20 protein-coding genes and 2 pseudogenes are annotated in these 21,986 nt (G+C 36.0%); 16 read left to right on the top strand and 6 right to left on the bottom strand.

What is annotated here, in order from left to right:
• Nucleotides 1-386 precede the first annotated feature (386 nt).
• The 3 genes and pseudogenes from JFU24_RS03170 (at nt 387) to JFU24_RS31165 (ending at nt 2,192) form a co-directional block, all read left to right on the top strand.
• Nucleotides 387-569 (top strand): hypothetical protein, encoded by a 183-nt coding sequence (locus JFU24_RS03170; RefSeq protein ID WP_201180598.1) that lies wholly within the window; start codon nt 387-389, stop codon nt 567-569.
• A 280-nt stretch (nt 570-849) separates the two neighbouring features.
• Nucleotides 850-1,742, top strand: a pseudogene (locus JFU24_RS31170) (MFS transporter); the annotation flags it as partial.
• Nucleotides 1,737-2,192 carry an MFS transporter gene (locus JFU24_RS31165; RefSeq protein ID WP_446728296.1) on the top strand — a complete coding sequence of 152 codons (456 nt, stop codon included), beginning with the start codon at nt 1,737-1,739 and terminating at the stop codon, nt 2,190-2,192. The pseudogene JFU24_RS31170 and the gene JFU24_RS31165, both read left to right, overlap by 6 nt.
• A 155-nt stretch (nt 2,193-2,347) precedes the next feature.
• Here JFU24_RS31165 and JFU24_RS03160 read toward each other — a convergent pair whose 3' ends face one another.
• The gene (locus JFU24_RS03160; protein WP_201249489.1) at nt 2,348-2,674 is read right to left on the bottom strand and encodes a YnfA family protein; all 327 of its coding nucleotides are present in this window, start codon (nt 2,672-2,674) and stop codon (nt 2,348-2,350) included.
• A gap of 881 nt (nt 2,675-3,555) precedes the next feature.
• Here JFU24_RS03160 and JFU24_RS03155 point away from each other — a divergent pair.
• Nucleotides 3,556-4,506 (top strand): DMT family transporter, encoded by a 951-nt coding sequence (locus JFU24_RS03155; RefSeq protein WP_201249488.1) that lies wholly within the window; start codon nt 3,556-3,558, stop codon nt 4,504-4,506.
• Nucleotides 4,507-4,547: 41 nt separating this feature from the next.
• Here the strand turns inward: JFU24_RS03155 and JFU24_RS03150 are convergent.
• A pseudogene (locus JFU24_RS03150) lies at nt 4,548-5,305 on the bottom strand (MBL fold metallo-hydrolase).
• Between the two features lie 911 nt (nt 5,306-6,216).
• Nucleotides 6,217-7,020 (bottom strand): alpha/beta fold hydrolase, encoded by an 804-nt coding sequence (locus JFU24_RS03145; protein ID WP_242485262.1) that lies wholly within the window; start codon nt 7,018-7,020, stop codon nt 6,217-6,219.
• A gap of 157 nt (nt 7,021-7,177) precedes the next feature.
• On the opposite strand from JFU24_RS03145, the gene JFU24_RS03140 reads away from it, so the two are divergent.
• The gene (locus JFU24_RS03140; RefSeq protein WP_053346009.1) at nt 7,178-7,615 is read left to right on the top strand and encodes a hypothetical protein; all 438 of its coding nucleotides are present in this window, start codon (nt 7,178-7,180) and stop codon (nt 7,613-7,615) included.
• A 64-nt stretch (nt 7,616-7,679) separates the two neighbouring features.
• Here the strand turns inward: JFU24_RS03140 and JFU24_RS03135 are convergent, their stop codons facing one another.
• The 3 genes from JFU24_RS03135 to JFU24_RS30670 form a co-directional block, all read right to left on the bottom strand.
• Nucleotides 7,680-8,468 carry an alpha/beta fold hydrolase gene (locus JFU24_RS03135; RefSeq protein WP_309559167.1) on the bottom strand — a complete coding sequence of 263 codons (789 nt, stop codon included), beginning with the start codon at nt 8,466-8,468 and terminating at the stop codon, nt 7,680-7,682.
• Nucleotides 8,469-9,545: 1,077 nt separating this feature from the next.
• Nucleotides 9,546-10,334 carry an alpha/beta fold hydrolase gene (locus tag JFU24_RS03130; RefSeq protein WP_223305279.1) on the bottom strand — a complete coding sequence of 263 codons (789 nt, stop codon included), beginning with the start codon at nt 10,332-10,334 and terminating at the stop codon, nt 9,546-9,548.
• A gap of 272 nt (nt 10,335-10,606) precedes the next feature.
• Complete coding sequence (locus JFU24_RS30670; protein WP_274608124.1) at nt 10,607-10,738, bottom strand: hypothetical protein; 132 nt, start codon at nt 10,736-10,738, stop codon at nt 10,607-10,609.
• A gap of 129 nt (nt 10,739-10,867) precedes the next feature.
• On the opposite strand from JFU24_RS30670, the gene phaQ reads away from it, so the two are divergent.
• The 11 genes from phaQ to JFU24_RS03075 all read left to right on the top strand — a co-directional run bounded on the left by phaQ (nt 10,868) and on the right by JFU24_RS03075 (nt 21,824).
• Entirely contained in the window at nt 10,868-11,308 is a 441-nt protein-coding gene (phaQ, locus tag JFU24_RS03125; protein ID WP_053346010.1) for a poly-beta-hydroxybutyrate-responsive repressor, read from the top strand.
• Nucleotides 11,289-11,840 (top strand): hypothetical protein, encoded by a 552-nt coding sequence (locus JFU24_RS03120; protein WP_201249486.1) that lies wholly within the window; start codon nt 11,289-11,291, stop codon nt 11,838-11,840. The genes phaQ and JFU24_RS03120 overlap by 20 nt, the downstream gene beginning before the upstream one ends.
• 366 nt (nt 11,841-12,206) lie before the next feature.
• Nucleotides 12,207-13,637, top strand: coding sequence for a sigma-54 interaction domain-containing protein (locus JFU24_RS03115; RefSeq protein ID WP_116822079.1), 1,431 nt, complete (start codon nt 12,207-12,209; stop codon nt 13,635-13,637).
• A 303-nt stretch (nt 13,638-13,940) separates the two neighbouring features.
• A complete protein-coding gene (locus JFU24_RS03110; protein WP_201224583.1) occupies nt 13,941-14,705 on the top strand; it encodes an SDR family NAD(P)-dependent oxidoreductase in 765 nt (254 codons plus the stop codon).
• A gap of 24 nt (nt 14,706-14,729) precedes the next feature.
• Nucleotides 14,730-16,319 (top strand): class I adenylate-forming enzyme family protein, encoded by a 1,590-nt coding sequence (locus JFU24_RS03105; RefSeq protein WP_201224582.1) that lies wholly within the window; start codon nt 14,730-14,732, stop codon nt 16,317-16,319.
• 85 nt (nt 16,320-16,404) lie between these two features.
• Nucleotides 16,405-17,730, top strand: a complete 1,326-nt coding sequence (locus JFU24_RS03100; protein WP_201249485.1) for an MFS transporter — start codon at nt 16,405-16,407, stop codon at nt 17,728-17,730.
• A gap of 117 nt (nt 17,731-17,847) precedes the next feature.
• Nucleotides 17,848-18,477, top strand: coding sequence for a hypothetical protein (locus JFU24_RS03095; protein WP_201180578.1), 630 nt, complete (start codon nt 17,848-17,850; stop codon nt 18,475-18,477).
• Entirely contained in the window at nt 18,455-19,027 is a 573-nt protein-coding gene (locus JFU24_RS03090) for a polyhydroxyalkanoate biosynthesis repressor PhaR (protein WP_053346018.1), read from the top strand. Before JFU24_RS03095 ends, JFU24_RS03090 begins: the two co-directional genes overlap by 23 nt.
• 18 nt (nt 19,028-19,045) lie before the next feature.
• Nucleotides 19,046-20,110: an alpha/beta fold hydrolase gene (locus tag JFU24_RS03085; protein ID WP_242485261.1), complete on the top strand. Its 1,065-nt coding sequence runs from the start codon at nt 19,046-19,048 to the stop codon at nt 20,108-20,110.
• A gap of 152 nt (nt 20,111-20,262) precedes the next feature.
• On the top strand, nt 20,263-21,444 hold the full coding sequence (locus JFU24_RS03080; RefSeq protein ID WP_201249484.1) for a M20 family metallopeptidase: 1,182 nt from the start codon (nt 20,263-20,265) through the stop codon (nt 21,442-21,444).
• Between the two features lie 179 nt (nt 21,445-21,623).
• Nucleotides 21,624-21,824 (top strand): hypothetical protein, encoded by a 201-nt coding sequence (locus JFU24_RS03075; RefSeq protein WP_201180574.1) that lies wholly within the window; start codon nt 21,624-21,626, stop codon nt 21,822-21,824.
• Nucleotides 21,825-21,986: the final 162 nt, after the last annotated feature.

Genomic DNA, 21,986 nt, shown 5'->3' with positions numbered 1-21,986 from the left:
TGTTCTAAATAACGAAGGGTGCTGTCTGGATAGAGTGTAATCATTACAAAAATGAGATTCAATAGATGACTGATGCAAACTATATTGTAAACCCCATTCTATAAATTCCTTAAATGACAAAGTAATTATTATTAGGGGAGTGGAAAATGTATATTTGTCAATGATAGGTTGTAAAAATAAATGATATCATAAATAATGTGGTCTAAGTTTTAGAGCAATAATAAAATTTCTATGAAAAATTGCTTAATTGTTCATATTTCGCAATATGATTTACTCCATTATTTAAAGGATAAATGTTAAAATGAAAGAACGGATAATTAATATTCCTCCTTGAAGTGGAGCGAACTAGAATAATTAATCTCATCTTTTGAGAGGGAGTCATTACTTTGAAAAAAATTCTAAAACATTTAATTTTTTGGTTATCTATAATAGGAACATTATTCTCAATGATATATTTCTTTGTAGCGGATATTCCGTTATATATTAAATTGTTAGGCGCAGTCATTATCCTTTATCTTGGGTATGATCTTATAACAGAATCTAAAAAAGAAAGAGAAAAGAAGCATTAGATGCCTAAATTCTTTATTTTCAAAAAAGTCCTCTTTTGACTAGAGGGCTTTTTTTTGCCTTTTTTTATAAAAAGTTTTTCCTATTCTATGAACCTTAACGAACTTTGATAATTGACAATATTCTAAAAATTAAGTTAATATATAGTGAACTTAGTTCTATATAAGTGTAATTTAAGTCTTTATTGTTATTTTTTAATTTGGTGGTTAGCTGGTTTCAAAAAACTTAGAATGTTCCTTTAGACTTTCGTCAATAAAGGAAAAGAAGAAAGAGGCGAAGGAAATGCGCACAATCCGTGTATCTGAAATGATTGATGAACAAAAATTTAACCGCTTTCATTTGCAGGTTTTATTATGTTGTATCTTTATCATTATCTGTGATGGATATGATATGTTCATGCTAGGAACAATCCTACCATCTTTGATGACTGAGTGGAAAATCACTGCTGTAGAAGCAGGATTATTTAGCAGCTATGCTTTGTTTGGAATGATGATAGGCGCGTTAGTCTTTGGACCAATAGCTGATAAATTTGGAAGAAAGAAAGTCATCTTAATTTGTACTCTCATTTTTTCTATATTTACTTTTACTTCAGGGTTTGCAGATACGCCAACTTCTTTTGGAATACAACGTTTTTTTGCAGGTTTAGGATTGGGGGGAGTCATGCCTAATCTAATAGCAATTATTACTGAATATGCTCCGAAAAAATTCGTAGCACACTGGTTGCTATTATGTTCAGTGGACATGCATTAGGTGGTGTTGTTGCATCATTAGGTGCGATGTATCTGATTCCGAACTTTGGATGGCGCGCAGTTGTATGGCTTGGTGCTCTTCCACTGATCTTTATGCCGATTCTCTATAAAATGTTACCAGAATCATTGTATTATTTTATATTAAAAAACCAAAAAAGCCAATTGGCAGACGTACTGAATCAAGTGGATGTAAACGGGAAATACACTGCGAATGATCATTATGTTCTTCATGAGAAAAGTAAAAATGACTCTACTGGTTTCCCGGTGAAACAATTATTCAAAAAAGGTCGGACAGTTAGTACAATCATGTTCTGGGTCGCCTTTTTCATGTGCCTGTTTGTGATGTACGGATTGAGTACATGGCTTCCAAAAATTATGGAAGGGGCAGGATATGAATTAGGATCCAGCTTAACATTCCTAGTGACACTTAACCTCGGCGCCGTATTTGGGGCAATTGTCGGAGGAAAGCTTGCTGATCGATTTGGATCTAAAATGGTTCTGATTTCCTTCTTAGTCATAGGGTTTGCAGCACTTACGATGCTGAGCTTTAAACCAAGCATGATCATGCTCTATGTGTTGATTGCCATTGCGGGAGGAACTACAACTGGTACACAAATCGTAACGAACGCTTATGTATCACAGTTTTATCCTAACGAAATCCGTTCAACTGGAGTAGGCTGGGCATTAGGTGTAGGAAGAATAGGTGGAATTATCGCTCCTACTTTCTGCGGGGTCTTGCTTGATATGAAATTGTCATTGCAGGTTAATTTCTTAGCATTTGCCATTCCATGCATTATCGCGGCAGTTGCGATTTGGTTTATACAGGAAAAATCCAGCAATATGGCCGTTAGTAGTAAGGAAAAGAAATTGGTTTAGAAAAACATTCATACCAAGGTTATCTGAAGATATGTAACACCTAAATAATGTTCCCGAGAGGACATGAGATTTTATATTGCGTACGCTTACGATCGAAAAATATTTAATCAATCGGCTCGCTTTGAGTAAGTAAAGGGCTTTAAAGCCCTTTACTTCTAATGTCTCGGCGCCCAAATGATGACAGACACCCCAATTAAACAGATTGCGACCCCAATCCAATCATATAAATCAGGCGTTTTCTTATCGATGCCCCATCCCCATAATACCGATAACACAATAAAAACACCGCCATATGCGACATATACACGCCCGAAAGTTGGAAACATTTGGAATGTTGCAATGATGCCATATAAAACTAAAACGATTCCTCCTATAAATCCTAAATAAATGGATTTTCCATCTCTTAACCAAAGCCAAATAAGATAACCCCCACCAATCTCAGCTAGACCGGCCAAAAGAAATATAATAGTGGTCACTAACATATATAAACCTCACTTTCTCCTTGAAATTTTATCATAAGTGAAAATGGAAAATAATCATTATTTAGTAATGTCTTAATGTCGTTTCTATTATTTTGTGAATAAATAGTGATAATAACTGAAAGTTAGCTACAGAATCTCCATCTATTCTAGCATTATTAAAGAAAATGAAGTCATGCTACATCTAGACTAGGATATTCATTATTGGGTTTCTTCGAGATATACCACCATGTTTCCGACAAATCGAAGCTTTTCAATATAATTAAAGGTATGACTACAAGAGGTATGTTACCAAGTAAACTTTTTTGCTGAATACCTTTTATTATCAAAATCCGCAGACCATATTTTCAACCGACCATTCACCCTAAATGGGTTTGAATTTGTATCACACTAAAATAAATTAAATATCCTGATTTGCTTTGAAGAAATCAGATTGTATTACACATATCGAAATTGGAACTAACTTTATGAAGTTAGTTCCAATTTAATTTACATACTAAATTTAAAAGGAGATTTAATGTTAAGTACTTAGGAATTGTTTCAAGTTATATTTTAAGCAGAACAGAAGAAGCAAATCCTTTACCTACGGATTAGCTTTTTCTTATTGCCTTTTAAGGAATCTTAGTTTTAGTCATTCATATAATACTAGTACCATCCAAATAAAAGCCAAAAGATATATCCAAGAGTAAAAAAACTCCCTAATCGTAACAATTTTTGTCGTTCCTAAGAATAATAAGATTACTGAAGCTTAATATAACCTGCAATATTTAAGGGGAGGATCGTGGGACCTGTATCTTTTACCTTTAAACTTGGGTTGCAATTCAGATACAAGGGGTACTATACCTAAAATGGATATATAGTAGTCTAGTTGAGGAGCTGCATCTATGAAATCCCAATCTTTTGCATATATGTTGGCCATATTTCATGCCAGTATTGTCGGCCTATCATTCTTATTCACGAAAATGGCAATTTCTGAATCAAATCCACTTGATACATTGGCGTTCCGATTCAGCGTTTCCTTCGCCATCATATCATTATTAGTTGCTTTTAAAGTCATCAAAGTAAATTACACGTGGGAGTCCGCAAAAAAACTGGTTCCGCTGTCATTATTATTTCCAACTCTTTTCTTTGCCTTTCAAGCTTTCGGACTTAAATACTCACAATCCACCGATGCTGGAATCTTATCAGCCGTTACTCCGATTATAACGGTGATGATAGCCGGATATTTTTTAAAGGAAAAAACGTCTTTATATCAGAAGCTTTCGATTGTCTTATCGGTAGTGGGTGTCATTTTTATTTTTGTATTGAAAGGGAGCTCAATCAATTTTTCCGACATGCTCGGAATGGTGTTAATCCTTCTATCCTGTATTGCTACCGCATGTTATACGACAATGACCCGTTCACTAGCCAAAGATTATACCCCAGGTGAAATGTCCTTTTTTATGATGGGAATAGGATTCGTCATTTTTAACATTGCCGCTATCAGTTCCCACATCAACCAAGGAACAATGCAGGAATTCTTTTCACCATGGTTGAGCATGGAATTCATCAGTTCCATTTTGTATTTAGGAATATTGGCCTCATTGGTCACTTCGTTGCTATCTAACAGCATTTTATCAAAAATCAAGGCGACACAAATGAGTGTCTTTGCAAACCTTTCCACCGTTGTCACGATAGTGGCAGGAGCACTTATTCTAAATGAAAAGATTACAATCTACGATATAATCGGGTCGGTCCTTATCATTTTAGGTGTAATCGGAACAAATTATTTTGGGGGAAAGAAAGATCATACTATAAAAATGAATCTTCATTATAATAAGAAGGAACACAGTTAAATAAATAAAATCAGTCTATCCCAAATTAGGATAGACTGATTTTATTTCCACCATATTGTTTGAGGGAACTCTTTTACTCCAATAAATACTGGTTCGCCTATTTGCGGAGTAGAAACCTGAACGGAATGTTCTTTGGCCGCATTAGTTACCCTTTCAATTGGGTCTGTCCAGTCATGAAATGACAATGTGAACCCTGCCCAATGAATCGGAATCATTAGTTTTCCTTGCACATCGATGTTTGCTTGAACTGTTTCTTCAGGCGTCATATGGATGGTGGACCAGCGCTCATCATATTGGCCACATTCCATTAATGTAAGATCAAATGGACCGAATTTTTCTCCAATTTCTTTGAAATGAGTACCATACCCACTGTCCCCGCTAAAAAATATCTTGTCTTGTTTTCCGTTAATTACCCAGGAGCACCACAGAGTTGTATTGCCATCGCGTAAACTTCTTCCGGAAAAATGTCTCGCAGGCGTGCAAACCAAATGCAGGCCGTTGTAATTAACTTCATCCCACCAATTATGCTCCTGAATCTTTTCTTTATTAACGCCCCATCTTTCAAGATGGCCCCCAACCCCAGTGGGACAATAAACTGACCGACCTTATCTTTTAACTTCTTTATAGAGTAATAATCTAAATGATCATAGTGGTCATGTGATAGTAGAACCGCATCGATTGGAGGAAGTCTTTCCAAATCTATAGGCAAGTCCCTGCTAAACCGCTTATTTCCAAACAGGGGAAAGGGAGTGGGGGCTTTACCAAACATTGGATCCACTAATAAGGTTTTTCCATCCATCTCCAACATGAAGGCAGAATGTCCAAACCAGGTGATTTTATTGAAATCACCTATCATATGTTCTTTAGTTTCAATCAGAATAGGATTGTCGGGCCGCCTATTGGGATTTCCTTTTATATAATCCCGTAGTATCGAACCTGTATGTTTGAGGCTCATCGCCTGACTTGCAGGAATCTGGTTGATGAACTTCCCATCAACAAAATTCTCCTTCGTACTGAAACTTTTTATTTTTTCTTTAGTCGCTCGTCTCCCTAAAGGAGGATAAAGGTACAAAAAAAGTGTACCTGAAATAAAAAAGAAAGTTAAAAACTTTATAATTTTAAGCATATATACTTTCCTCCTAAATTTAATCAATATTTTCGTTTACTTATCATAACACAGAATTTGGAAGGTTATTTACTGTGATGTTCTAAAAACCCTTTCATCTTATTCCTTAACTGGCATGTTTATTGCATATTACTAAACTGAATATAATTAATAATCAGAAGGAGTGAAGGATATGTTTGATTTTAGCCCATATATAAAATGTTTGGGTTAGGTTTGAAAATAAAATAATTCCATTAAAATAAACTTCAATCAACTATCTTAATTCAAAAAACAGCAAGGAATTCAGAAGAATTCCTTGCTGTTTTTTACATCTTACTTTTTATTTCATCATTGATTGGCATGTCGTCCATACATTTTATTGGATCCAATTTCTTTTTCTCTTTAAATCTAAGGATGACAGCATCGTAGAAAAGTAAAAGCGCTTGCTCAACAAGAGAGCCCATTAGATGGATTGGTTTATAATCGCCTTCTTACTGACCTTTTGGTGAGCCAGGTAATTTTATTGCGATATCCGCTAATTTCCTATGCTTGATCTGGAAGTATTGTAGCAGTTGCAATCGCCCCACAGATACTTTTTGCTGACTTTATTGATGAGCTAGAAACTGTATAACTTTGTCATTTGCTTCCTCAGCTGCTTCTGTTATGTAAATGTGGCCTGCACAGGATACGGTGTGAAACTGAGAACCCTGAATACGTTCAGCTAACATTTTACCGTTTTCATATGGAACCAAATTATCTGCATCACCGTGTATAATCAATGTTGGTATGTTTATTTTATCAAGTTCATTGGATGTATCATGAGTTAGACAAGCTTGTAGTTGAGACAGATATGCGCTTGGCGGAGTAATGATTTCTATTCGCTTTTGGATATCTTCCTGAATTAATTCAGGGTGCTTCTCAATAAAAGCTTGACTATAAACTATTGGTGCCGCTAACCAGGCATTATCCCTTGGAGAACCTGTAAGGGAGGCTCGAGATACCATTAAAGTAGATATTTCTGGAGCAGGTTGAATATGAGTAGTACCACCCGCAGTGGTACAACCTAGAACAAGAGAACGAACACGTTCCGGATAAGTGATTGCCAGCCTTTGGGCAATCATTCCACCCATTGAAATCCCATATACATGTGCTGAGTCAACCGAAACAGCATCAAGGACCGCTCTTGCATCCTCAGCCATCATTTCAATAGAATATGGCTGTTCAGGCTTACTGCTCTTACCAACACCACGATTATCAAAAACGATTACTTTAAAGCGCTTAGCTAAAGTGGGCAACGTTCTATGCCAGGATAAAGAGTTATAGCCGAGCCCCATAATCAACAATAAAGGATCACCTTGTCCGTGAACCTCATAGTAAAGGCTTTCATTGTCATGATTTACGAATGGCATGAAAATACCTCTTTTCTGTAATTAATATTTTAATCATTATATATGATTCTATTATGTGATCGTACCAAATATTTCAAAAATTGCTAATTGACTAAAATCCTATACTACATTACGCTTAATCTGGACACCATAGGGGTTAGTAGATTAGGAGAATAGAATGCCAGGTATGGAAAATGAGACATATATTGAATATAAAAAGCTTGAAGAAGAGTGGAATAAACATATTAAACAAACGGCGAATTGCGAACGATTCGTATTGCTGGTAGAAGAGTTAGTAGGGTCACACCTAAACCAAGTCCAGGACCAAAGAGCCATTATTAAATATTGGTTGGACTTCATGAATTACATGAGTAAAGAAGAGATAGTTAATGTTGCTAAGCATTATATTATGAATGAAACTAAACTAGATCATTTAGATGACATAACATACAACATATCAAAAAAATGGAATGAAAAAGGTAACTTCACTTCCTTGAAAGAAGTATTGAATGAGATGAGTCTTGTACTTAAAGAAAGTCGTATGGAAATGATGAATAATGAAATCAATAATTTAAAGGATGAACTAAAAGAGGTAAAGTTGCTCTTTGTAAAGTGACAAACTTGTCAGTTCCAAAGGAAACAATTAAAGAATTTAGAGGGAAGGATGAACTCCTTCCCATTTATCCAGCTTTTTCAGTCAGTCCGTTTTCATTTAAAAATTGACGCAATGTATGATTGAATTTTTCTGTTACTTCAAGCTTTGCAATATGCCCTGATTTCTTAAGAATAACTAATTTAGAATTAGGGATTAGCTCGTGCATAAGGATCTGTATCCAAACTGGGATTATTGAATCATATTGACAACCAATAACAAGTGTAGGAACCTTTATTTCTGGCAACAAAGAGCGATTATCGACCTCAAGGCATGCTTCCATAGATTTTACATAACCTTCTTTGTTTGGTTTGTAAAACTTGTAGAACTCATCCATATTCTCCTGTTTCCAAGAGTATAAACAAGTTTTGGCAGCCATTAATTTTTGCTCCTCGGAAGACAACAAGAGTGCTCGTGCCTTTCGAACAGGGAAAAACAATGTTCTTAATTGAACTGGAGCATGATAAAACGTACTGACTAGAATTAAAGATAGGCATCTCTCTGATGCTTGCCGATAAATTTCCTGTACTACAATACCCCCCATTGACATTCCACAAATGTGTGCGCTTTCTATTTTTAATTCATCAAGTAAGGACAAAATATCCTTCGCGAAATTTTTAATCGTTATTCCGTCCATTCTTGGATTATTGCCATGACCTCTTAAATCAGGAACAATCAGGTCATACTGATCTGCTAATTCAAACTGTTTTTCCCATCCTTCCTTTATTTCACCAAGTCCATGAATGAGAACTAAAGGTTCGCCATTGCCAGTACGCAAATAGGGCATTTCGTCTTCACTAACAGCTATCGTTTTCACATTCAAAACCTCCTTAACTTGTTTTAATAGAGTTTCCATAATTACGGATGGTTAATCACTTGTAATTGAGTGTTTAATAATTGTTTCTATAATCTTTTGCCTTCTTTCCGGTAAGAGTTTTATGTTGTGCAGTTGTACGGTCGTCTCTTGCTCAAAATGTGTGGCATCTAAAAGAACTAAACCCTTTTCATAGCATGAAGAGGAATGGAGTCCTGCACTTTTTCCAGCATATTATTTCTGAGATTTCTTGACTAAACGGGAATAGGAAGTAACGGAGGATGTATATCAGAAACGTGATTGTTACATTCGCAGCGAAAGTTAAGGTCATGTTTTAATCTTTGTATCAAGTCTTTGATAGTAGGGAGGCGCTCGACAATCCTCTCGAACAAAGAATATATCTTCCAGCATAGTTCAAATCTAAAATAACTATTTTGAAATGTAAGGCAAAATAATATCCAGTCTTAAAGCGTAGGACTCCTGAATACCCTAAAGCTTCTTTGTCTTATATTACGTGTTGGGAGTCACCACTGTTCTAAATGGATGTGAATTATAAATTCATTCAATTTACCTAAAGATATGCTGAAATAACCCTAAAATCATGAAGTGATGATTAGGGTTATTTTAATAAGTTTAATAAAGGCAAAAATGTCAACGAATTAACGTTAAAGTAGGACTTGTCTCTTAATGAACCGATGATTTTGTCCCCCGATGTTGTTCAAATAATTTGATTTCCCCTCAAAGCCGTGAAAAGAATGATATCCTTTGCACATATTCAGCTATTTAATTTCTAATCATGCAAAAAACTCACTCAATTCGAATGAGTTTTTGATTATGTAAATAACTTCCTTGCTCCTTCTGTAACTGTTTCAAAGGAACGGATTGGGTGGGAAAATAAAATCTAAGCATTAACAATCAATGTAGTGATCAATGTTCAATAAAATAAAGAAGAAATGCTTCCATTGAAAAAGGAATCATTTCTTCGTTTCTGAGACTGAATTATTGGTGTTGATCTAGAATTAATAATATTCTTTGATTCCAATGGGTAGATAAAAGGGAAGAAAGTACTCCTTCGACAAGTTATCCAGCTTTTTCAGTCAGTCCGTTTTCATTTAAAAAGTGACGCAATGTGTGATTGAATTTTTCCGTAACTTCAAGTTTTGCAATATGTCCTGATTTTTGGAAAATAACTAAATCAGAGTTAGGGATTTGTTCGTGCATAAGAATCTGTATCCAAACTGGGGTTATTGAATCATATTGACAGCCAATAACAAGTGTAGGAACTTTAATTTTCGGCAATAAAGAGCGATTATCGATTTCTAGGCATGCCTCCATAGATTTAACGTAAGCTTCTTTGTTTGGTTTATAAAACTTGAAGAACGCTTCCATGTTCTCCTGTTTCCAAGAGTATAAACAAGTTTTGGCAGCCATTAATTTTTGCTCCTCGGAAGACAATAAGAGTGCCCTTGCCTTTCGAACAGGGAAAAAGATTGTCCTAAACTGTGCTGGGGCATGATAAAACGTACTGACTAAAATTAAGGATAGGCATCTTTCTGGTGCTTGCCGATAAATTTCCTGTACTACAATACCCCCCATTGACATTCCACAAATATGAGCGCTTTCTATTTTTAATTCATCAAGTAAGGACAAAATATCCTTTGCAAAATTTTTAATCGTTATTCCGTCCATTCTTAGATTATCACCATGTCCTCTTAAATCAGGAACAATCAGGTCATACTGATCTGCTAATTCAAACTGTTTCCCCCAACCCTCCTTTATTTCACCAAGTCCATGAATGAGAATTAAAGATTCGCCATAACCAACACGTAAATAAGGCATTTCGTTTTTACTGACAGCTGTCTTTTTCACAATCAAAACCCCCTTAACTTGTTTTGATTTAATTGCCATAAATACGAAGAATGAAACATGGTAATTGCATCGATGTCCGCATGCTCTCTTTTAATGTAACGTCAAGCTGCTAGTAATAAAATTTTCGTACAATAGTGGATGAGCTCGCCATTCACTCCACTCGTACATATACCATCAGCATAGTTCAATTCTTAGGAGCACCCAACCATGGCTATTTTGAAATAAAACGCAAGACAGAATCCAAATTTTGTTTGAATCAAACGTTGTAGGTTCTAAGTCGTATAATTCCTGGATGCCATTTCTTTGTCTAACAAGCGTTTTGAGTCACCACCATTCTTAAATAGTTTGGTCCGTAATTGACTAATTCGAGATTTAGCAAGATATTCCTTTTTCTGTAAGTTCAAAACCTTACCTCATGGTGGCTTATTTTTGAAATTTCAGTCAATTGCATTATATATATATGTGCTCGCTTGACTTGTAATTACTTATAGGTGTAAAATACATATATAGATTAATTATCGAGGTGAAATTGGATGGCAAAAGACAACAAAGAACAATCATTAGCCCCTTCGAAAAATTTTATTATGCCATTTATTTTGTTACTTCTCAGCGGATTTTCCTTACATGGCTACGAGCTTATCCAAAAGCTGCAAAACTTTGGGTTCCAAACCCTTGATCAAGGGAACTTATATCGGCTATTGCGAAAACTGGAACAAGATAATTTAGTGAGTTCTGAATGGGATACCACAGGCAGTGGTCCCGCTAAAAGGAAATATTCGATCACAGACGCTGGTGTTGCTTATTTAAGAACCCATGCAACCCATTTGGAGAACTACCAATCCATGTTGGATCAATTTTTCCGTATGTATTCAAGTTTTTTAGAGCTCTATATGCCTTCATTTCAGATGAGGGATTCAATAGAGAAATCTAGCAAGAATAAGGGGAGGAACAAAAATGAGTCAAAAGAAGAATGAACAAATTGAAAAGGCCTATATTTCTGAATCAATCGTTAATACAGTTTGGAATCAGTATGAAGGTGATATTGAGCGGTCCCGCAAAGTCCTTGAAAATCAAGAGGAAGTATACATTAGGACACTTGAGGAAACGTCAAAGTTCAATGCTGAACTTCGTAAATCACTCACATCCTTTTACGAAGGAAATAAAAAAGTAAATGCGGATGTTATGAACTCATTCCAAAGTAATAAAGCGGAGGAAGTTTTGTCAGAGGGACATCGTTCTTTCATTAATGAAGGACAGGAAGTCGTGAATCGATTCGAAAACATTATGTTAACTCCATTAAAATCATCCTTTGATATAATGGAGCGATTTGAAAAGAGGGCTGTTGAAAACAATAAAGCCTATGTAGAGAACTTACAAACACATAGAAAAGAACGTACAGCTAATTCAAACGAATACATTAATCTTGCTAGAACAGCACAGCTTAGATTATTACGTCGTGTGGAAGACGGTTTTAAAGTTATGGTAGGTTCAGGGGTAAATAAGTAGTAGATTGTAAGCTCGAGACCGTTAATTATTAAAAATGAAAAATCTCATTGAGAAATAACCATGAACAGGTACTTTCCATTAGTGCTTGTACGGGTTATTTTTTTTGGCCATTTTCAAATTCATCCAACTAATTAGAAGTTTTGTAAAGAATTCGTTAACTATGTAGAGTATAGTGAAAATTCTGAAAAAATAGAAAGGTATTTCCAACAATTTGGAGAATTAAATAAATAAATGTAATTGAGTACATTTTGAATCACCTATGTTTTTTGATTCGAAAATTCATCATTCTAGTTATCTAAAACAAAAAGTTTATTTAAAAACGCTTTACCTGTTATTCTTACAAAACACTTTTTAGGGGCGAATGAAATGCAAAATATGTATACAATTGGTGACTTCATCATATCTCAGGACACCAAGATAGAAAGTGTTGACAATACAGACATCCAAAACATCTTAGCTTCCATATTTCAGTCAAGTTACGATGGGATATACGTTGCCGACAAAAATGGTAATGGAATGATGGTAAATCATGCATACTCAAGAGTTACTGGTGTGAAAAGCCAGGAACTTCTTGGTAAAAATATGAAAACAGTGGTGAAAGAGGGCCTAGTTTCTGAATCCGTTACAATGAAAGTTTTAGATGGAAAAGCGCCAAAAACGATTATTCAGACTGTAAGAGGAAAGGAACTATTAGTTACTGGAAATCCTGTATATGACAAGAATGGGGAAATTGCTTACGTTGTAACGAACGTAAGGGATATAACGGATTTAAACCATATGAAGACCGAACTGCAAAATTCCATAAATTTAACCCAAAAATATTTAAATGAAATCGAGGAACTTAAAAAAAAGGAAATGCTGCATATGAACCTTGACGGATCCGTAGCTCAAAGCCAAGAGATTATAAAGGTTTTTCTTCTTGCTAAAAAACTGGCAAAAGTTGATTCAACTTTACTCATCTTAGGTGAGTCTGGCGTCGGGAAAGAAGTCATCGTTAAATACCTACACCAAGAAAGTGAACGCGCAAACCAACCTTTAATTAAAGTGAATTGTGCAGCCATACCAAAGCACCTTCTTGAATCTGAACTTTTTGGATATGAAAAGGGCGCATTTACAGGTGCGGACAGTCGTGGAAAACCTGGTTTATTTGAACAAGCAAATGGGGGTACGATTTTTTTAGATGAGATTGGAGACATGCCAATTGATCTTCAAGTTAAATTATTAAGGGTTTTACAAGAATTTGAAATCACTCGTGTCGGCGGGAGAAGTAGCTTCAAAATAGATGTAAGGGTCGTTTCAGCGACACATAGGAATTTGGAGGAAATGGTCGAAAATGGCGAGTTTAGAAAGGATCTTTACTATCGATTAAATATTGTTCCCATTAAAATACCAGCATTACGAGAAAGGAAAGCAGATATCGTACCGCTAGCCTTCTATTTTTTAAATAAAATGAACAAAAAGAACCGATTAAATAAGCGTTTTCATCCGGAAATCATTCGTTTCTTCGAGGAATATCCATGGCCTGGTAATATTAGGGAGTTGGAAAACTTGATTGAGAGATTAGTTGTAACGGCCGATCTGGAACAAATAGGCTTGGAGGATTTGCCACCAAGTATGTTACAAGGATTAGAACTTAAACAAAATGTAAAGAGTACATTAAAAGAAATCATTGAAAATGTTGAACGAAAGATAATAAAAGAGAAAATTCAAGAATATAAAACAACACGTAGCACGGCTAAAGAATTAGGCATCAGTCAATCGGCACTTGTAAAGAAAATGAAGAGATTAGGTTTGTAAACACGGTAAATGATGAAGAAAGTAATCAAGGGAAATTTATATAATCCATTATGGTCAACGTATATTCGTTGGCTTTTTTTGTAATAAATAAAGTTTTACTACCCCGATTCATTGCTATATAAACATATTTCGGGTAAAAAAGGTGCCATGAATTAATTTTTTCATCCAATTATAAAAGTTGGCACGGCAATTGCATTAACTAATTATTTGTGTAAGTCTAAAAAAATATATAAATGGCGGTTTGATTATTCTTTTGCTGAAACAAAAGAACAGTCATTCAAAAAGGGGAAGGGGAAAAAGAGTATGAATTTGCCTACATTTAATCTAGCAGGAAAGATTGCACTAGTAACAGGAGGTAGTAAAGGTATTGGATTTGGAATGGCTCAGGCTTTAGGCCATCATGATGCAACAGTTGTCATTTCCAGCCGAGGAACTGAGGAAGGAGAACGAGCGGTTTTACAGTTAAGGGAAGAAAATATTGATGCACACTACATTTCTTGCGATGTTACTAAGAAGTGTCAAGTGGAAGATTTGGTTAGCCAAATTGTCGATAGATTTGGTTCACTTGATATTTTAGTGAACAATGCGGGACTCAATATTCGTAAGCCATTAATTGACATAGAAGAAAGCGACTGGGATACAGTTTTAGAAGTTAATTTAAAAGGAATCTTTCTAGTTGGTCAAACTTGTGCAAAACAAATGATCAAACAAAGCTATGGAAAAATAATCAATATCTCATCTATTTTAGGAACGATTGGAATGCCATTCCAAACATCTTATGCTGCAAGTAAAGGTGGCATTAACCAAATGACAAAAGTATGGGCGGAAGAATTAGCTGCATATAATATTACCGTTAATGCAATTGGACCAGGATATATAAAAACTCCGATGACTGGTGACTGGCTCTCTGACCCTGAAAGGCTTCAAAAGATAATAGATTCCGCAATGATCAAACGAATTGGAGAAATTTCAGACTTGGTAGGGCCAGTGGTTTTCTTGGCTTCTGATACATCTGCGTATGTTACGGGCCAAATATTGAATGTCGATGGGGGCTGGACTGCAAGATAAATAGCTAGTTAAGGAGGTATGAAAATGAACATCGTGGAAGAAATGCATTTTAATCGTAAAATGAAGGTTTTCGGAAAACGGCCAAAAAATATCATGTCTATGTTGAAAGAAACGGTTGAACAATATCCCGAAAAAGAAGCACTGGTCATGAATGGAATTCGACTCACATATCAAGAGATGCTCGATAAAGTGGAAAATATTGCCGGTAATTTACAAAACTCTTTGCTTGTTGGGAAGGGAGACCGTGTGGCCCTTTTATTGGGGAATAGTATCGAGTTCTCTTTACTAGTGTTTGCTTGTGCGAAAATTGGCGCCATAGTTGTGCCATTAAATACGAGATTAAAAGAAAAAGAACTTTCTTATATGGTAGAACATTCCGGCACCAAAATTTTGATTACGGATGATGAATTTTTACCTAAAGTAGAAAACTTGAGGGATGAAGATTCAATCATAAATGTTCAAAATTATTTCTTGATTGGAAATGGAACACCAAGGCGAAAAGACTATCTTCCTTTTGAAGTCCTAGAACAAAAATCTTCAGTTGTAAACATAAATGTCTCGGAAGATGATGAGTTATTCATTATGTATACTTCAGGTACAACGGGACTTCCAAAAGGAGCCATTGGTAGTCATTTAGGAGCCATTCACAGCTCAATGAATTATGAACAGGTACTAAAATTAAATCAAGAAACACGGACATTGATCGCTGTTCCTCTCTTTCACGTCACCGGCTTGATTGGCCAGTTAATGCACATGGTTAGAATAGGTGGGACATCCGTTATCATGAGTAGATATAGGACGGAAGAATATATTCGTTTAACAGCTGAAGAAAATGTTTCCTTTTTATTTAACGTCCCAACCATCTATGTCATGATGATGTCTCACCAAGATTTTCTAAATTATAGGTATCCAAATGTAAATTGTATTGCCTTTGGTGGTGCACCTATGTCTTCCGAAACTATTAATAATTTAAAAAGGCATTTTCCGAATGCCTATCTGCATAATGCTTACGGCGCAACCGAGAGTACTTCACCAGCAACAATAATGCCACAATCCTATAATCAAAACAAGAGTGTTTCGGTTGGATTGCCGGTTCCTGTTGGAGTATTAAAAGTGGTTAATGATAAGGGTGAACCATGTTTACCTGAAGAAGTTGGAGAATTATTAATGAAGGGACCAATGGTGGTTGAGGGCTATTGGGACAATGAGGTAGCGAACCAAGCATCATTCATTGATGGGTTCTGGCGCTCAGGAGATTTAGCAAAAATAGACCAGGATGGTTTTGTATATATTATGGACCGTAAAAAAGACATGATAAACCGTGGTGGGGAAAAAATATTCTCGATTGAAGTAGAAAATGTTTTATATAATCATCCAAAAGTATTAGAAGCCGCTGTAGTAGGAATTCCAGATCCTCTCTGGGGCGAAGTCGTAAAAACCTTTATCATACCCAAGGCTGATGAAACCATTGAAAAGCAAGAAATAAAAGATTTTGTTTCCGAATATTTAGCCAATTATAAGGTCCCAACAGAAATTCAATTCGTAGAAGAATTTCCTCGTAATTCGGCAGGCAAAGTTTTAAAGGCCGAGTTGAAGAATCTTCTGCTTAATTAAAATTTCACACTATTTAGTAGTAAAGCATCTCTAATTATTTATTGCGGATTGATTTACCATAATCTATGTAGAGGAAGCGATCATATTGAATAAAATTGTGAAAAAAGCATGGAACTACCGTTATGTCGTTCTTGTCGTTCTTTGGCTGGTCTATATTATTAATTATTTTGATAGGATGGCAGTCTTAACCTTCCTTCCATTTATTCAGGAAGATTTAAACTTAACCCCAGTCGAAGTAGGACAACTTGCATCCGTGTTTTTCTTTGCTTATGCTGCTGCTCAAATAAGCGCTGGTTATCTTGCTGATAAAATTGGTCCTAAAAAGGTTATGTACATTGCAATATTGGTATTCACTGTCATTACAGCCTTAACAGGAGCTGTCAAAAACTTCACCCAGTTTTTATTATTACGTATTGGCTTAGGATTTGGAGAAGGACATCATTTTGCCCCAGCGATTCGGGCAATAAACAACTGGTTTCCTCAAAATGAAAAAGGAAGAGCCACTTCTTTTTTCGCAACTTCATGGGCAGTTGCTCCCGCAATTGTGCCAGTTATAGTCACTAGTATCTCTTTCTACTTTTTTGGGGGGGATTGGAGACCGGTATTCTATGTTCTTGCTATTCCGGGTGCGGTTGCAATTTTTTTACTGTGGTATTTTGTATCGAATACCCCAAAAGAAATGATTGCTAAAGGGAGAATAAGTAAGGAACAGGATATTGATGGACAAGACGATTCTCCAATTGAAAAGATGTCGAAGGAAGAGAAAAGAAAAACCTACGGGCTTTTCTTAAAAGACTTTCATTTTTATGTCTATACTTTGCTTCTTTTTTGTCAATTGGCCGTTTATTGGGGAACTACTACCTGGTTAACTAGTTTTTTGGTTACGCAGCATGGGATGAATATTAAGGAAATGGGCTTCTTTGGTTCTGCCCCTTATATCATTGCTTTCTTCGCTATGTTATTAGGGGGATGGCTGATGGATAAAGTTCTTGGTCGTATGAAACCTGTTGCTTTAATTGGAGGGATAGGTAGTATTCCTGTATTGTGGATGCTTGGTGCGATAGACAGTGGGAAACCTGCCCTGTTGCTCACTCTGCTCTTGCTTGTCGGTTTCTTTGTTAACTTAAACTTCGGCTCAATTTATGCTTTTTTGCCTAAACGCTATCCAAAGGAAATAGTCGGAAGTGCTACTGGGTTATCTAATGGTATTGGTCAACTGGGTGCGTTTGTGTCTCCTCTTGTCGCGGGTTATTTAGTGACTGTAGGGGCGGATGGTTCACAAGACTTTGGTAACGTTTTTATATTTTTTGCCTCAGTAGCGGCCCTGTCTGTTGTTTGTGCAATCATACTTAAAGAAAAGCCGGTATCGGATTCAGTTATTCCAACGGTAAACCAAGAGAAGGTTATTTAAGGTTGCTTAGTAATTTTTATTATCTTTGATTATTTGTGGGTAAGGGAAGTATATATGAATTTTTGACGAAGTCCTATAAATAATGACTTCGATCGTAAAGCGTGGAGGGAAAATATAATGGCAAAAATACACCAAATCGAAAAAAACACTTCAAGTTCAAGTTTAGACCTTTTATGGAATCAAGCGTTTGAACAATTAGATGCTTGGGTTGAAAGGACAGAATTTCGTGAGGAAGTACTACTTCAATCTGCTCTCCAATTTGCAGAAAATGTTAAAAGGAATCATAAAAATAGTAAAGAACTCAGTGAACAATTTTCTAAAGAGCTGCATCATTGGGAAAAAATCTCTAGAGAGGAACTTCTCAACGCAACGACTGTCCTGCAATATTTTTTCCCAGTAAAGTCCTATGAGGAAATTAACAAACAATTAGATGATGTTCAAAACAATACAACAAAGTTAACATCAGGGGCTAATCTGCTAAATGGCGAACATGTTGACAACTTTATGTCCGTATTGAAAGAGCATGTTGAATTTAGACAAAATAACCGCAATCTGTATGTGGACAATATGAAACAAACTGCTTCCATTATCCAGAATAAACAACGTGATTTCTTGAAAATAATGAATAACCAAATGAAAAATGTGTTTTTTCCTTTTCATACATATATGGAGGGATTAAACGAATCAATTAAATCAAATCAAAATACAGGGGGTTCTTCAGAAAATGGTAGATCAAAAAACATTTGATCCATATGATATGTTTAAAAAATTTAGTGACCAATGGGAAAAACAAGCAAATGATTTCATCAAAGGATCGTCAAATAATCCGGAATTTGTAAGCTATTCAAGATTAACTTCGGATACCCAAGCACGTTATCTGGAGTTTTTTAAAAAGAACCAGGAGTTTTTCGCCAATCAATGGAACGTACCTACTAAAGCAGATTTGTCTAACGTAGCGAAATTAGCTATCCAAACGGAAGAAAAATTGGACTCGCTGGAAGAACAGTTATGGAAATTACAAGATTCTGTTGATTCCTCCAATAAGGAAATGGAAAGCATTACTGAAGTTTCCCGTGACATTATTAAGCTAGTAAAACAGCTAAAAAAAGAGCAAACGATATCCAAAAAAGAGTTAGAAGAGGTAAAACAGTTGAAATCAAATCTCCAAGAAGTGAAAAGTGAATTGGCAGAAATCCATAGCTTAAAAGAGGAGATTCTGATTCTTAAAGAGCTAATGGGCAAAAACATTGATACAAAAGCAAAACAAGAACAAAACCTAGCTGTTACATCTAAATGATAATAAGGAGGAATAAATTTGGCTACTGAAACTCTAAATAATAATACAATTCCCTCTTTCGATTTTGAAAAAGAGATGACGCGTTGGAACGAATTTTCAAATGCCATCAGTGGACCTGAACTAAGTGAAGGTCACACTCCAAGACATGCTATTTGGAAAAAAAATAAGGCGACTTTATGGCATTATCCTACCGTTGAAAAAAAATATGATGTTCCTGTCTTTATTGTTTACTCGCTAATCAACCGCCCTACTATCCTAGATTTTGCACCTGGTACCAGTGTAATAGGAGGCCTTGTAAACAGTGGCTATGATGTGTATTTATTAGACTGGGGGATTGCGGGATACGAAGATAAAGACATTACTTTGGGTGATTATGTTGTTGACTATATTAAAAAAGGTGTAGGGCGAGCATTAAGGCATTCGGGTGCAGATGAAGTGTCTGTAGTCGGGTATTGCCTGGGAGGGACACTTGCAGCCATGTATGCCGCAATTGCGGATGAGCCAATTAAGAACCTGGTATGTGCGGCAGTACCAATTGATTATAGTGTGCCTGCCATGCCTGAGAAATGGGCGGAGGGACTAAAAGAAGGTGCTTTTAATATAGACCGCTTCATTGATGTTTACGGATTAATTCCTCCTGTCTATATTGAAGCAATGTTTAGGTCCATAACTTCTCCAATCTACTACAGTCCTTATGTTACACTTTTGACCCGTGCTAATGATAAGCGTTTTGTGGAAAAGTGGCGGCGTATGAACCAATGGACAAAAGGCCATGTACCTTTAACTGGAGAAGCTTTCCGACAAATATGTAATGACCTCATGAAAGAAAATAAACTCGTTAAGGGCGAGTTCACTATTCGTGGTAATAAAGTCGATTTGGGTAAAATTAAGTCAAACCTATTAGTTGTTATCTCAAAAAATGATAACCTTATACCTCAAGGACAAAGCCTTCCATTGATGGATTTGGTTTCAAGTGAAGATAAAACCCATCAACTTGTGGAAGCCGGCCATGCTTCCTTGGCATTAACCGGGAAACTTGCAGGCATATTAAATAGTTGGTTATGTGACCGTTCAAATCATTGAGTATATCCAATAAAAATTAGTGATAGAAACCTAGTTCCAATTATTCACTTGTCTCCCAATATACATGGAGACAAGTTGATTTTTGGTATTTGTGAATAAAATTTCAAGCTAAAAAACCTAAAGAAGCATCATTCTAAAAAAGGTGGGATTGGATGACTGATTTACATTCTATTTTTGAACTTATTGATGAATCAAGATCTGTTCGATTTCTACAATCACTTATTCAAGTGAACAGCGTGAATCCACAAGGAAATGAAAAAAGGGTTGCTGAGGTTATTCAATCTTATTTAAAATCATCAAACCTTCAAGTCGAATTGGATGATCTCGGTAACGATCGTGCAAATCTATTTGTAACATACCCGAATGTGAAATCAGATGATAGATATTTAGTGTATAGTGGGCATTTTGATACGGTCCCTACGGGTAAAGTAGAATGGGAACACGACCCGTTTTCCGGAAAATTAATAGATAATAAAGTATTTGGTCGAGGGGCAACCGATATGAAAAGCGGTGTAGGCGCAATGGTCCTCGCTTTAGAATGTATCGAACGGGCTGGTGTTCAATTAAATGGGAAGTTGCAGTTTGTCGGCACTGCAGGAGAAGAGGTTGATGGATACGGTGCAAAAAAAGTCGTAGAAAAGGGACAAATAGATAAAGCTACTGCGTTAGTTGTATCGGAACCTAGTGAAAACGAACTGTATACATCTCATAAAGGATGTCTGTGGCTGGAAATTATCACCTACGGAAAAACGGCCCATGGATCAATGCCTGACCAAGGGATAAATGCCATTACAGCGATGAACGAATTAATGAATCGTCTCCATACCTATGGATTTGAATATTCTCCACATCCACTATTAGGCTACCCAACGATTAATATTGGAACAATTGAAGGTGGAGTAAAAACAAATGTTGTGCCTGATCAGTGTAATTTGACTCTAGATATACGAACTGTCCCTGGACAGGATAATGACAGCATTTTACATGATATTGAGAATATGATCAAAGAGATTTCAGAGAAGTTACAGTCAACATATCAAATAAAGGTTATTAACCGAATGGATTCCGTGTCCACAAATGAATTTGATGACTTTGTAAAACTTGCTGTTCAAACAGGGAAGAATCACCTTAATTTAGACCTAAGGCCCTCAGGTGTTAATTATTATACTGACGCTTCAGTGTATTGGCCGCATTTACGAATTCCAACTATTATAATTGGTCCCGGAAACCCACGACTTGCTCACCAGCCGGATGAATATGTAGAAATTGATAAGTTCATAGAATCTATCCGTTATTTTATTGCACTTGCCATTGATTATTTAGATGGGGAATAGTATGGATTATAGAAACACAATATTAGTCTAGTCAATGGTTTTTCTTTTCGGATTATTATAGAAGAACAGTAAAGGTGAAGTCCAACAGATTTCACCTTTACTGTTTTACCATGTTGTTGGCAATATTATTTTTCTTTTTTTCTAGATTGCTTTTCGTCATATCGCAGAAGGAATCGAACATGAAGATCAAGGGAATTTCTTCAACAGAATTCATGGGAAATTGGTCAAGATATCACTTGAATCCATTTATTCGGAAACAGATCTCTGAATACTATGAAACCACCCATAGAAGAAAAACTCCACAACCATCTGGAACAGAAATGATCGTGAAGTTTTTCTGTCTTGGTCTTGGGCTGTTTTTATATTTTATGGAAATGTAAATAATATGAAATGTCTTGGTGTCTAGCACCAGACACCATCGGCTCGAGGGCATATGCTAATCGTTGAGGTAGAAGACTAATCCAGCTTACTGACATCCGCCAGTCGCTGTTAAGTGGGAATTTGTACTTTTAAACATTTATCTAAATTTTTAACCCAAGGTG

The sequence above is a fragment of the Peribacillus sp. TH27 genome, from assembly GCF_016650915.1.
GTDB classification, from domain to species: domain Bacteria; phylum Bacillota; class Bacilli; order Bacillales; family DSM-1321; genus Peribacillus; species Peribacillus butanolivorans.
This window is presented reverse-complemented; position numbering and strand designations above follow the sequence as displayed.